General features: G+C 47.7%; 7 protein-coding genes. 4 read left to right on the top strand and 3 right to left on the bottom strand.

Going from position 1 to position 14,556, the window contains the following annotated elements; genetic code table 11:
- Nucleotides 1-8: 8 nt before the first annotated feature.
- Complete coding sequence (locus K9M52_RS18070; protein ID WP_224069841.1) at nucleotides 9-2,756, bottom strand: glycoside hydrolase family 38 N-terminal domain-containing protein; 2,748 nt, start codon at nucleotides 2,754-2,756, stop codon at nucleotides 9-11.
- Between the two features lie 263 nt (nucleotides 2,757-3,019).
- Here K9M52_RS18070 and K9M52_RS18065 point away from each other — a divergent pair, with 263 nt between their 5' ends.
- Nucleotides 3,020-3,862: an alpha/beta hydrolase gene (locus K9M52_RS18065; RefSeq protein ID WP_224069840.1), complete on the top strand. Its 843-nt coding sequence runs from the start codon at nucleotides 3,020-3,022 to the stop codon at nucleotides 3,860-3,862.
- 38 nt (nucleotides 3,863-3,900) lie between these two features.
- Complete coding sequence (locus K9M52_RS18060; RefSeq protein WP_224069839.1) at nucleotides 3,901-6,255, top strand: GH92 family glycosyl hydrolase; 2,355 nt, start codon at nucleotides 3,901-3,903, stop codon at nucleotides 6,253-6,255.
- A 28-nt stretch (nucleotides 6,256-6,283) separates the two neighbouring features.
- On the opposite strand, the gene lnt is transcribed toward K9M52_RS18060, so the two are convergent.
- Together lnt and K9M52_RS18050 are read right to left on the bottom strand one after the other, a co-directional pair.
- Nucleotides 6,284-7,822, bottom strand: a complete 1,539-nt coding sequence (lnt, locus tag K9M52_RS18055; protein WP_224069838.1) for an apolipoprotein N-acyltransferase — start codon at nucleotides 7,820-7,822, stop codon at nucleotides 6,284-6,286.
- Between the two features lie 31 nt (nucleotides 7,823-7,853).
- On the bottom strand, nucleotides 7,854-10,718 hold the full coding sequence (locus K9M52_RS18050) for a carbohydrate binding domain-containing protein (protein WP_224069837.1): 2,865 nt from the start codon (nucleotides 10,716-10,718) through the stop codon (nucleotides 7,854-7,856).
- A gap of 644 nt (nucleotides 10,719-11,362) precedes the next feature.
- On the opposite strand from K9M52_RS18050, the gene K9M52_RS18045 reads away from it, so the two are divergent.
- Nucleotides 11,363-11,923, top strand: a complete 561-nt coding sequence (locus tag K9M52_RS18045; protein ID WP_224069836.1) for an RNA polymerase sigma factor — start codon at nucleotides 11,363-11,365, stop codon at nucleotides 11,921-11,923.
- A 69-nt stretch (nucleotides 11,924-11,992) separates the two neighbouring features.
- Entirely contained in the window at nucleotides 11,993-14,314 is a 2,322-nt protein-coding gene (locus K9M52_RS18040; RefSeq protein ID WP_224069835.1) for a GH92 family glycosyl hydrolase, read from the top strand.
- Nucleotides 14,315-14,556 lie beyond the last annotated feature (242 nt).

Raw genomic sequence — 14,556 nt, 5'->3', positions numbered from 1 at the left:
CCGAAGTATCAGTTACAGATAATTTTAATGGTCCTCAAACCCAGAGGTGGTATTCGGAGCTGAAAATCCCTGCCGTTTTTATCAGCAGGTAATGTCCCAAGAGACCGACCATTGAGATCAATCAGTTCCAGGGTGATGTTCTTGGTCTTTACCAGGCGCTCAGATAATCGCAGACAGTAGGGCTGGCCGTCTCCCACAGCGTTAAAAAGTCTGAGGATATAACTGCCTTCGCCGTCCATTTTAAAGGCCGTAACGTCCCAACCGGCCGACGGATCAACAGATAAAAAGGAGGCTCGCTTTTGTGCTTTCCTGCCAGAGCGCCGTTTTACCGGGCGGTCATGTGCCCGATTTTCTGTCGCTATCAGTTTCAGCGGTGTATTAAAATCTGCTGAAGCCCGGTTGACGCCGCTGGTTTTCCAGTCCCCGCCATGCGGCATAAATGCATAGCGCAGTACTGTTGGGCCGTCCACTGTATAATTCGCGCCAAATAAACCGCTGCCAATGTACTGGGTCGTCAGCCCCAGCGGCAGATCTCCGCCTTGGGCATAGCTGGTCGTAGCATCTGCAAACAGCGCAAATCCATAGGTTTTATCTCGGCTGTCGATATTGACCCAGTGTAGCAGTACATCATTTTTAATACTGTCCCAACGGTCATAAAATGTGTTTTTCAGCCTGCTTTGATAAATATCAAAAGGCGCATCTTTATGTACGGTGGCTTCCGGCACATCTACCGGAAATAAGGTCAACAGTTTATACCGGCTGTTGTAAAACGCTTTACCGGGATCCACATTGCGAAAATGACGCCGCTGGGGGTAAGCGCCAATGCCGGGGATGGCAGCCTTCTGCCAGTCAATAGTCAGCTGCGTCCGAATCAGCGGATCGCGTCTGGAGAGTTGAAGCAGCTGCGTAAAAGGTGTATTGCCGATCTTTCCTTCTATTTTAAGGATTGCATATAAAGGCCCATTGGTTAAAATGGATACGGTGGCCGGATGCTCCTGGCTGGAATGAAAGACCTTCTCCTTATAAAAATACCCCCGCAGTTCGCCGATGCCGCGGCTAGCAGTGTCTGCCAGAAATTCATGGGACGGGATAAGGTCGCCCATTCTCTCTTTTGCTTTAAGTAGGAGACGACGCATGATCCCCCCTCTTTTAGGGTCGACCAGGATCTTATAGAGATCTGTTTCCAGCTGAAAATTGCCGTTCTTCAACCGGCTGATAATGGGCGGTCGGGAGGCTGTAAAGGGCCCCGGCGCCTTTACTGGGTGAAGTACCAGCTGATAGGTAGCGTAGCCAAGCGACGGTGCGGTGGCTTCAAAATGCAGGGTTATCTGTTTTGAGCCGCCTGTCGGCTGGATTTCGGGCGCTTCTTCAATCTGGTACTGTACCGGATGCCCGTCCGGATCCAGTAGTAAAGGAGAGGCCATGGGCCGAACGGCGCTCATGGAAAAGCTATAGTGCACCATCGATGTCCTTTCCCGTCCGCTGGTGTTGTAAACGCGCAGCTCGCGAATGCCGGTGTTTCTTTTTTTCGCGGAAAACCCGTTAGCCACTGTACCTGCTGAAAGAATACTGTCAGAGATATGCAGCGCCGTATCGGTCCATAGATCCACCTGCTGCTGCCAGGTGATACCGTGCTTTTTGTTATAGGGAACGATCCAGGTGTCATGGTGTTGAGACAGCAGCAGGTTCGTCCAAGCCTTGTCCAAAGCCTGGCCCGGCCAGGGAGTCTGATAAAAATGATGATTTAGGGCAGCGACCATTTCGGCGCTGACCAGTTTGTTCTCTGTCTGACGGACAGCGGCCGCAACTCTTTGAAGAATCTGCCCGCCCCAGACAAGACTGACATGAATATCTTCCTGGCTCAGTTTCCAGTCAGGGATAGCAGCAGCGCGTTTATCTTTTGTACTGCCTTTTAAAATCTCTTTAAAGTAATGCCTCCATGTCGTATAGGTGGTGTTTGTATGAGGGGCTGTCTGCAGGGCCTCACGGGACCCCAGCCAGGGGCCTTGAGTCCATCCGGCGTCCTGGAGGCACATACCTACCGGCCGGCGGATGCCGTAAGCCATTGCATCGCTAATATACGCCGGGTCGTTCCTCCAGGCGTTGGTCTGCCAGGTAGAGCCTTTCTCCAGCTTTTCTGTAGCATATCTGGGCACGGTGCGTATAGCACTTCCGTCGGGGCCGACCCACTGAAGCATTTCTCCGCCATGAGCGGCAGTATAACCGCCCCAGCAGGTGTTGGGATTTTTCAGACTGGCATACTGAAAGCCAAAAGAGTGGAGGATGCCGGGTAAAGCCGTCGTAAAACAGGGCTCTTCTGAGCTATAGGTAGAAAAGGTAACACCGGGAAAATGCCTTCTCAGGGTACGCATCCCGTAGGCCAGCTGACGAATGATGCTTTCCCCGGATATATTAAACATATAAGGCTGTCCGTAGGCCGGATTCACATATTCCATTCTGGCGGTGTAAGAGCTGTCCATCAGCTGGCAGCGAATAAACCCATATCCATCGGGATCAACAGCCTGAATAGAATCCCAGGTAACCGGCTCGATCTCCAGATTAACCTTCCACTCGGGATATTTTTGCATTTCTCCTTTGATGAAAGAGGCGTATTTATAGGGAAAATGCCCCCAGATGCCACCGTGGTACCCGTCTATAAAATAGCTTTGCTCCTGTGCATGCGCCGTGGCGCTCGTTAAAAACGATAGTAAAACGAGAAGAGATATAGCGCCTGTAAAGGTGAAGGTTCTTGGCATAAAGTAAATGCTGTTTTTTATCCTTAAGTGGGAGATATGTTTTCGTTCATTTAAGTGGGTACTTGGTTGCTGTGATCCTGTATATAACTGAAGTCACATTCTGAAAGGGCATCCGCTATTATGACAGAAAATAATATGTGATTTTCTGTATAGTTAAATGGCGGATTAGGCGCCCTTATGTTACTTTCTATTAGTGCATTGTAAACAGCTGCGCTTTAACAGGTAATCGTTCATTTTTAATTTAGTCATCATCATCTTTATCCATGCAAGTTAAAACGACAAAAAGAGGTTTCAGGTTTATGCTGGTTTTTATACTCCTTTGCCATGTATTTAATACAAGAGCGGCTATTGTAGACACGATTTCTTTTCATAGCCGGGCGATGGACCGTGATATGAAAACGGTCGTTATCTTACCTACGGATTATAAAACCAATGGTAAATTACCAGTGGCCTATTTACTGCACGGTTATTCGGGCAACTATAGCGACTGGATCAAAAAGGTACCCGCAATTGCTTCCTATGCAGACCGGTATAAAGTGATCCTCGTATGTCCCGATGGGGGATTTGCCGGCTGGTATTTTGACAGCCCTATAGATAAGAAGAGCCAATATGAGACTTTTATTACCGGAGAACTGCTCCCGTGGGTAGATAAGCATTATCCGACTTTTGGCGCACGCTCAAAGCGGGCCATTCTCGGCCTGAGTATGGGTGGCCACGGTGCACTCTATCTGGCCATAGAACATCAGGATCTGTTCGGAGCAGCCGGCAGCATGAGCGGTGCCGTGGATATTACAGCGCTGGCCGGTTCCTTTGATATTGCGAAGTTACTGGGCCCCTACAGTGCGTTTCCGAAAAGATGGGAGGCCCATAGCGTTCTCTACCTGACACATAAACTAGTCAATGATTCCCTGAAGATCATCATTGACTGCGGCTCGGATGATTTTTTATATCAGCAGAATCTGGCGCTGCATAAGAAATTATTATACGATAAGATCGACCACGATTTTATTACCCGGCCCGGTGCACATACCTGGGACTACTGGGCGAACTCAGTCCAGTTTGAACTTTTATTTATGCATCATTTTTTTGAGCTTTCAAAAAATTAGGGATCTTTACAACACACCATCTTTTTCGTCTTTAAATTATGAATAGCAACACCACTATTTTCCGATATGTGCTCTCTGTATGCTACAGTGGGCTAATGATTTTAACAAGCCTGGCACCCTTATGCGGACAATCTGGAATGGCATCTCCGGCAGCCTATGTAAACCCGATGATCGGCGCCAGTACCAGTGTAGGAGAGGCGGGCATCTACCACGGCCTGGGTAAGACATTTCCCGGGGCTACTACCCCTTACGGGATGGTGCAGGTAAGCCCCAACACGATTACCGGCGGCGATAACGGATCAGGATATAGTGATGAACATACAAGTATTGAGGGATTTGCCTTTACGCAGATGAGTGGCATTGGTTGGTACGGGGATTTGGGTAATTTCCTGGTGATGCCTGCTACGGGGCCTTTGCGGACCTTTGCCGGCACACTTGAAAACCCTTCTGAAGGTTACCGGTCTTTGTACGATAAAGCTTCAGAAAAAGCCAGTGCCGGCTATTACAGTGTGTTTCTGGAAAAATATAAAGTAAAGGCAGAGATGACGGCTGCTCCGCACAGCGGTATCATGCGCTTTACATTCCCTGCAGGCAGCCATTCCCGGATCCAGATCGATCTGGCCAGGCGCGTGGGCGGGACAGCCTCTGAAGCGTTTGTCCGGGTGGTGGATGATCATACCATTGAAGGATGGATGAAATGCACGCCTGAAGGCGGCGGCTGGGGTGATGGCGTAGGAAAGGCAGACTATACGGTGTATTTCTATACTAAATTCAGCAAGCCGCTGCGTGACTACGGTGTCTGGACGGCCACAATCCCAGATACGGCCAGCCGCAAACGGGAGGCCGTAACCAGCGCTGCCTATCAGAGGAGAGTAGCAGCAGCCAGGGTGTTAGCCGGCCAGCGGTCTTTTACAGAAAAACATATTGGCTTTTATACCGAATTTGCTACCGGTAACCAGGAAAACGTCTTTATGAAAACGGGGATTTCTTTTGTCAGTCAGGAAGGTGCCCGTGAAAATCTGATGGCTGAAATAAAAGACTGGAATTTTGACCGGGTACATCACCAGGCCGTGGACCGTTGGAATAAGGCGCTTGGCAAAATAATGATCCAGGGTGGTAGCCGGGAAGAAAAAACGGTGTTTTATACCGCGCTTTATCATACGATGATCGATCCCAGAAATATTACCGATGTGAATGGTGATTATCCGGGAGGCGATGGCAGGCCTCATCAGGCAAAGGGATTTACCAAAAGAACGATATTCAGCGGCTGGGATGTGTTTCGCAGTCAGATGCCGCTGCAGACGATTATCAATCCGGCCCTGGTCAGCGATATGATCAACTCATTGATTTCTTTAGCCGAACAGACAGATAGCAGTTATTTTCCCCGCTGGGAACTTTTTAACGCTTATACCGGGTGTATGATAGGCAACCCTGCGGTATCCATGATCGCGGATGCTTACAGTAAAGGTATCAGAAGTTATGATCTTCAAAAGGCCTATCAGTATAGTCTTGGCACCGTCCGAAAATTTGATAACGGCCCACAAGGCTATACGCCAGGTGGCTTGAGTATCTCTGAGACCCTGGAATATGCCTATGCAGACTGGTGCCTCTCTGTACTGGCAGCTGATCTGGGCAAGTCCGCAGATGCCCGGCTCTATGCGAACAAAGCCATGGATTACAAACATATCTTTGACAAGGAAAAGCATTGGTTCCGGCCTAAAAATAAAGACGGTTCCTGGCAGAGGTGGCCGGAAAACGGCCGTCTGACACAGAACTATGGCACGATAGAAAGCAATCCTTATCAGCAGGGATGGTTTGTGCCTCAGGATGTAGATGGTATGGTGGCTATGATGGGCGGACCAGAGAAAGTTAAAAATGATCTGACCTATATGTTTGAGCATACGCCGGAAAACTTTATGTGGAATGATTATTATAACCATGCCAATGAACCGGTGCACCATGTGCCTTTTCTTTTTAACCGGGTGGGTGCACCCTGGCTGACGCAGCAGTGGACCAGAAGGATCTGTGCCGGGGCATACCACAATAAAGTGGAAGGTCTGGTCGGCAATGAAGATGTAGGACAGATGTCGGCCTGGTATGTACTGGCAGCTGCAGGCATTCATCCCGTCTGCCCGGGAGACCCGCGTTATGAGATCACTTCTCCTGTTTTTTCTAAAATCCGCTTTAAATTGATGGCGCCCTATGCAAGCGGCAAAAATTTTACCATCATAGCCAAAAACAATAGTGAAAAGAACATTTATATCCAGTCCGCCAAACTCAATGGGAAACCTTATAACAAATGTTATCTGATGCATAGTGATATGGCGGCCGGCGGTACGCTTGAACTGGTGATGGGAGACAGGCCAAATAAATCCTGGGGGGCGGAGCCTTAACGCTGGCCTAGCAAAGGCGGACAGGGCGTTATTTTGTTGGCTGACCGATTGACAAAGACCTCAAAATCAGCAAAGCCAATACCAGCCCCAAACAAAAATACAGTGACAGCCATGGATATCTGACGGCCAGTGGCTGCGAACGATTTTCCTCTATGCTGGCCAGCGCTACTGTCGGGTGGTCGGTCTTTTGCATAAAGTTGATATCGCCTGAAGCTCGAATCAGTCCCGAATACCCGAGGTTACTGTTAACCACCATATCTTTTCTGGTTTCAACGGCTCTGAGTCTAGCATTATAAAAGTGCGCACCCGGCAGATAACTGTCACTGAACCAGCCGTCGTTGCTCAGATTACACAGGAAAACGGCGCCTTTTTGAACGGCGCTCCGGGCCAGCTCCTGCTGCATCGATTCGTTGCAGATCAGTATACCTGCCTTACCCACAGGCGTAAGAACAGGGTCTTTGCCGGGGCCGGGCATGGCAGAGTAACCGCCGCTGCTCATAAAAGGAAGCAGCAGTCCTCCAACGGGCTCTTCAATCAGCGATAATAATACCTGTTTGTCATATCTGCCGCTCACCCGTCCATCTGATGTAATGACGTAGGCTGAATTATAGACAACATTTTCCTTTCCAGTAACTGTATTCATGCCCAGTATATGGGTAAGACCAGCCGGCGCTGTATTCTTTAAAACGGCGGCTACCAGATCATCGTCTTTACGATAAGTCCAGGGAATGGCGGACTCCGACCATAGCGCGATGTCTGGCTTTGCTGCGGCTGCCTGACGGCTCAGCCGCAAGAGCCCTTGTGCCAATTGGTTGCCGGTCTGATCATTCCATTTGGTTTCCGGTGGCGTGTTTTCTGTCAAGATGGCGACTGTTATTCTTTTACCGGCTGGTCGTGTTTGCTCAAAATGAAGTTTTAGCAGATAACCGCTAGCCAAATACAACACGATAACCCCTGCCGGCAGTATAAGCCCGTGCCAGGCTTTTCGCCGGATAGCCAGTGAGAACAAATAGTTTACGGCCACAACAACAAAGGACAACCCGTACACGCCCAGCCAGGCAGCCGGCTGTATCCCATAGCGGCTGGCGGCCAGGGGAAAGCCAGCATGAAAACGCAACCAGGGACCACCGGTCGTAATCTTTTCAAGGAACGCTTCTCCCAGGCAAAAAAAACTGCTGATGAGTAATGTATCTATACAGACAAGGTGGTTTTTTCCCCGCCATTTTAAACAGCTGAAAACACCGCTGATCAATCCGAAAAAAAGACAAAAAAAGGTACCAGCCACAACCAGGCCTAACCAGCCATACAGTGTCGGGTGACCGGTGAAACGGCTGGCACCGGGTATCATCCAAAAAAACAGTCCCAGAGACAACGCCGCGCCAAAATACACACCAGCCTTAACGGCCGTTTTTACCGAGCCGGTCGATAGCAGCGTGAATAAGGGAACAAAACAGCACCATACCAGTACCGGGCTGAACTGGGTAATAGCGACAGTTGTAAGCAGACCGGACAGTAGTGCCCGCCCGCCAGTTCGGGGGCGAAGGACGCTACGTTTGAATTTTAGCATATAGACATACTTAGATCTGTGTTTTTTCTATTTATCGTATGATCACCTTCTTCGTTTCTTTAATATCCGGACCCGTGATCTTTAATAGATAAATGCCGCTTGCAGGTCTAATCGGCAGACTGAATAACGGACCGTCAGATGTATGTATCACACGCTGATCGATCACTTTACCTGCTATATCGGTCAGTATTGTCTGGAAATGATCGCCGGTATAACCTTTTAAACTAAATCTGATATTTCCCTGCGCCGGATTGGGTGTTATCAGCAGCCGAACAGTAGCTGGCAGATGAACAATGCGGACGGCTGACTTTTGTTCTCTGCCACCGGCGGTATAACTGAGCCGGTAGTAATTAACACCAGTAAGTGGACTTTCATCATAATAGGTATAACGGGAGGTGCCGGAAGTGACACCAGCTCCTGTGACATGGTATAGTGGGATGAAGACTTTATTGTCCCGGCTGCGTTCAACCGTAAAACCGGCACCATTTTGTTCAGTAGCGGTGGTCCAGTGGAGCCGGACTTTAACCGTACCCTGCCTGGCTGCGGTAAAACTGGTCAGGTGTATAGGGACTGTTCCTCCATTATCCACTTCAATAACATTGGAATAACTAAGCTGATGGTCCAGATTGTAGAGCGCCAGCCGGTAGTAATTGATGCCCGTCAGCGGACTGGGATCCGTCACTCTGTAACTGGCCAAAGTGACGGAATCCTTACCGGCTACGCTGGATAGTATTGTCCAACCTGTGCCGTCCGGGCTACGCTGCACCTCATAATGCTCATCCGTTGTGTGGGCGGATGTCCAGTTGAGTTGAACGCTGCTGCTTCCCATCTGAGCAGTAAAGCTCAAGAGGGAATCGGCTGATTTACTTGGCGTATAAGGAGAGAGTTCTGCGAGCCTGGCTCTGACAAAAATGGGCAGATAGGTAGATTTAACCGCTAACTGCATCGGAACAGAGCCCGATGAGCCATTGTCCTCTGTTACAAATGGATAGACAGAATAGGTAAATGTATAATAACCACCTTTGCTCAGTGGATCCAGATGTCCCTGATAGGCGAGTATGCCTTCCTGTTCAGGGATGTTGTAGATAATCGTTTTATTGGTCCAGGGGCCATAGGGGGTCGGGGCGAACCAGGCGGCTATTTCGTTAGCCAGATGTGGCACACCACTCATCACATAATTATTTTCTCCGAGTTTCAAGACATTACCGGCAGCGACACCGGTGGCAATACTTTTGGCATTTGCGTAGTCGGTAGACCAACTGCCATCGTCCTGGTAATATTCCCAGGGTGTCTGGGAATCGAACTGCCCCACGGGAACACGGGCAACAAGGGTATGCATTTCAAAAGTACCGCTCGATTGACCAAAATAGATATAATTATAGGCCCCGTCCGTCATAATGCAGTTGGGGCTGACATTAATAGTAGCAGGCAACCGGGTTAAGCCTATGGGCTGTAAATCCGGTAAGGAAAGTGTTCCGACCCAACTGTGACCGGCATAGTTACCATTATTTATTTCAATCAGCAAAACCTTCAGGGTACCGTTCTCAATAATGCCGCCACTTTGCCAGAAAATATTGCCGTTGCCGGGACTGAACAGGGACTGGGAACTGGGCGCAGTACCTTTGTAGACCGAAGTCAGCACATCACCGGTTTGCTTTACGACCAGGTTGTTAATAATATGGCCAGAGGAGAGAACATTGGAATGTGGCGTGATGGTACCCATATAAGAGTCATTATAGACCCAGGCAACACTGCTGTCGGGCAATAGTACCGGGTTGTTATTATCGCCTGACAACCAACCGTAGCTTTCATTAAAGTTATTTTGCCAGATATATTGAGCGTGAACGTCGATATTTGGATGGGTCCTGTCATTGATGAGCTCAATATCATCCAGGTAATACGTGGTATTACTATTGAAACGCATAGTAAGTGTGGCCGGCCCTTCAGTAACCCGGAATGCATACTGGTACATTTGCCAACCGTTTTTGGTATCATCAAAACGGTCATATATCTGATAATGGCAAGAATCATCACCGGAAGGACTGTTCAGCTCAATATCCAACAGTGCGTTGCGCGATTGGGCAATCGCCCAAAAGCGCAATAGATAAACACCTGTATCCTGCAGGTTTATTGGGTCTGTAGCTAAGGTCACTGAGCCGGCCGGCCCGGCATTGGTTACATTTACCGCCAGCGCTTTCGTCCCCGCGTGAAATTCTAATGGCGTTTGAGTGGGCGTAAATGTCGCAGTACTGCCATTGGCTGTAGCCGTTATCCAACCATTCAAGTCGTTTTCAAAGCCGCCATTGGATAATATGGCTGCTGGCGGTGCGGTAAAAGCATCCCCTGAAGCTGTAAGGGAGGGTAGGGGTGTCTGAGCATCTCCGGCGCTGGATTTAAAATAATAAGTGACACCTGGCCGGGTATGGGTTGTTGGCTTAATGCACCATTCAAATTCCCGTCGGGTGTTGCTCTGAAAGGTATCTGTTATCTGGTCCTGCATGGTAATCACCGTGCCGGGCACAAAACTATAGCTTCCCTCTGGCATTTGCGAAGTGGTAGACCGTCCCTGGCTAATCAGTGTATTGTCGCCTCCCAGCACAAAGGCGTTAATAGCCGACGCATCGGTGATGGTATACCAGGGACCCGTTGCAGAAGTTGCATATTTTAGCTGATGGTCCATGGTCTTGACATCTCCGGTGCTGTTATAAACATTCATGCGCAGGCGAATGGCTTTGTAATCTGATATGGTAATCGTACTGCCCTGGTCCGCTTTCCAGGTGGCAGACGTTTCGTTTCCATCATTATTACGCCAACGCCATTGACTTTGTGTCAGGTTGGCAAAGATCTGGCTGTAAATAAGTAAGCAGGCAGCTGTTAAGAGCATCAGTCTCTTCATAATTGAACCGGATTAATGGGGTGATTAGATTTTGTGTTGGATCTTTTATAGAATAAGACAGCGCTATGCTCTAATGCATAGCTCACCGTCTTGTTCCAGGAAAAATTCTATTAAGCGTTAAGGATGTATTTACAGTTAAAGTGGTCATACCTCCACCAGATTTGACACATTGAGGAGCTATCTCCGCCATTGTCGGACAAAGTTGTGTCGGCAAAAAAGCAATTTTTGATGCCAGGAGAAAGCAGCTGGCAACATTATTCCAATAAGTCAGTATTTTTTGAAAGAAGATTCTTTACCGCAGCATATTTCCCCGCGCAGGTGTCACTTTTTCTTTGAACCGGCTCTTTCGATTTGGGCAATATCCTACTATCTATATCATATTTTTTAATATGATAAAAAATGTTAACTAAATTTGGAGAATAAATAAAAAAACTTTAAAATTATATTTGCTAAATCGATTTATAGTCTTAATATTGCTCAATAATAACAGCAATTAGCATGTTTGAAGCAGATAATTTTAAATAATATTAACAATTAATATATAGATAAAATAATTTATATTATAAGATTATTAAGCCGTTTACTTAGTAAAGTCATGTAAGTTATTCTCGAGTATACCTTAATCGCCCTAAAAAAAATGTATTATGAAACCTGCACCGTTTTACACAGACATTGAGCTGTTCCAGCAGTTTAAATCCGGTAACCGACAAGCATTTGAACAGATATACAAAAGGTATTGGTCTAACCTGCTGAGCGAGGCTTTCCGGTTGACGGGCTCCCGTGCCGAATCCAAAGACCTGGTACAGGATATTTTTATCTCTTTATTCCAGAAAGCGTCAAGAATTGACATTAAATACTCTTTCCGGGCATATCTGTATCAGACGCTACGTTATAAAATCATCAACAGCAAACGTGACAAGCTGATCCACCATCACTGCCATCATGAAATTTATTATCGGCAGGCAGGCGAAAACGTTTTTTCTAATATACTTGAGACAAAGGAACTGAACACCCACTTACATATTGCGATCAACGGACTGCCCAAAAAATGTAAACAGGTTTTCCTTTTGAGCAGGGAAGGGGACTATTCTCATAAAGCCATCTCCAGGGAGTTGAATATCTCTACTTCCACTGTAGAAAAACATATTGTAAAGGCACTGAAAATACTCAGACTGAAATTAAACTACAACGGGATGCCCGCCTAATATGCCTTTGCCCACCAAAGTGGTGGGCGGCAGCTAACACCTCATTCATTATCCAGTTATCCGGTTATTATGAAGTCATCTAAAGTCTTTGTACATTCAAAAATAGCTTACCTGATGGCTATGGTAATGATGATTACGACTGGCTGGTCTCAAAGCCCTGTCAGCGATCTGGTCGGGTATGTCAATACTTTACAGGGAACCCGGTCCAGTCCGGATTATTCTTATGGCAATACTTATCCCACCGTAGCACTGCCTTTCGCAGAGCATTTCTGGTCCCCCCAGACAGGAAATAACGGTAACGGCTGGAAGTACCGCTATCAGGACAGCACTATCCGTGGCTTCGGGCAGACGCACCAGTGTAGTCCCTGGATGAATGACTATGGGGTATTTACACTGATGCCGCTAACAGCAAAACTGGAGGTAAATGAAGATAAGCGCGCCAGCAGCTTCCAGCATCAAAATGAAATAGCGGGGCCGGATTATTATCGGGTACGCTTTGACAATGGTGTGCAGACGGAGATTAGTCCGTCGGACAGGGGTGCTGTATTCCGGTTTAGTTTTCCCAAAAACGCGCCAGGTTTTCTGGTGCTGGACGGTTATACCGATCTTAGTGCATTTCACATTGATGTGAAGCAGGGCCTGGTGACGGGGTACGTTAAAAACGGCCTTTTCATTCCTGGGAACTTTAAAAACTATTTCATACTTCGTTTTAACCAGCCCATTGAAGCCTTTGGCAGCTGGGATGGGGCTTCGGGGACTGTCACGTCCGGTCAGGATAGCGTATCCGGCAAAAAAAAAGGAATTTATCTCCGGTTTAAAAAAGGCACGCGGCTAGAAGTTAAGGTCGCCTCCTCTTATATTAGTAGCCGTCAGGCACGAAGAAACCTCGCATCAGAACTGGGAGACAAATCTTTTGATCAGGTGCGTTTGGAAGCCCACAGCATCTGGAATAAAAAACTGGGGCAGATCCGGGTCAAAGGGGCCTCAAAAGAAACACTTCAAACCTTTTACAGTTGTTTATTCAGGTCGAGTCTCTTCCCTTGCAAGTTCTATGATCTGGACAGTTCGGGGCATCCTTATTATTATAGCCCCAATGACGGGCGTATTCATCAGGGATATTTCTATACGGATGATGGATACTGGGATACGTTTCGTGCAAAGTTTCCTCTATATAATTTATTACAGCCGACGCTGCAGGGCCGGTATATGAAAGCCATCCTGGCAGTAAAAAGAGCGTGTGGCTGGTTGCCATCCTGGTCTTTCCCTGGAGAAACCGGTGGTGTAATGATCGGCAATCATGCGATCTCTGTTCTGACGGACGCCTGGATGAAAGGTATTCACAGTTTTAATCCGGATAGCGCGCTGGCTTATTATTTACATGAGGTCCGAGGTTCGGCGCCGGATGGCAGATTCGGCAGAAAGGAATGGGACGATTATTTTGTAATGGGTTATATTCCTTATAAAAAGGAGGAGGTAGGATCCACGGCAAAGACCCTGGAATACTGCTATGATGATTTCTGTGCCTATCAGTTAGCAAAAGCAACGGGTAATCTTTATTATGAAAAAATATTTGCCCGTCAGCTGTATAACTATAAAAATGTATTCAATCCACTTTCCGGGTTTATGGAAGGAAAAGACAGTAGCGGCAACTTTGATCCGGCCTTTAATCCTTTTAGATGGGGCGGTCCGTTTGTAGAGGGTAACGCCTGGCATTACAGTTGGTCAGTTTTCCATGATGTCCAGGGTCTGATAGAGCTGATGGGAGGCCCCGCACGTTTTACCGGAAAAATCGATGCCTTGTTTGCTGCCGGAGACTCCATCGATGTGGGCAGCTATGGGGATACGATCCATGAAATGCGTGAAATGGTAACAGCCGGGATGGGACAGTACGCCCAGGGCAATGAGCCTGTCGAGCACCTGCCTTATCTGTACACATATGCCGGTCAGCCCTGGAAGACACAGTACCATGTCCGCCATATTATGTCTCACCTTTTTAACAGTGGACCTGAGGGATATCCGGGCGATGAAGACCAGGGGCAGATGTCGGCCTGGTATGTACTTAGCGCACTGGGGCTTTACAGTGTCTGTCCCGGTACCGATCAGTATGTGATCGGCAGTCCTATATTTACAGAAGCGACAATTTCATTGGAAAACGGGCGGCAGTTTACCGTTGAAGCTAAAAATAACAGCCCCGAAAACATATACATCCAGTCAGCTACTTTAAACGGCCGCCCGTTTACGGCCAGCTGGATCGATTATGCAACCATTATGCAGGGAGGACGACTGGTCTTTGAAATGGGTGATCAACCTGCTTTAGAAAGAGGGCGGCTGCCTGCCGACTTGCCGTTTTCTCTGACACCCGCCACTAAAAGCCTGCCGGTCAAAAATTAAATAACCTGGCTAAAAACAATATCTGCGGTATTTGTATAAAAGTTGTTTTACGGTCACGCATAGCGGTCGGGGAAAAAACACCGTTAAAAAAACATAAAAAACAGTAGCGGTAGAATTTGCCGAAAGTGTCTTTAAAGATAGATTATATTTTAGAGATACATCAAAGCAGTATCCGGACAAATCGCTGTCGAGAGAAAGCAGGAAGAGCAAAAAGTTGACAACTTGAGTACTAACTGATTAAA

This window comes from Arachidicoccus terrestris, assembly GCF_020042345.1.
Lineage (GTDB): Bacteria > Bacteroidota > Bacteroidia > Chitinophagales > Chitinophagaceae > Arachidicoccus > Arachidicoccus terrestris.
The sequence above is the reverse complement of the archived record's forward strand: the minus strand, read 5'-3'. Positions and strand labels throughout refer to the sequence as shown.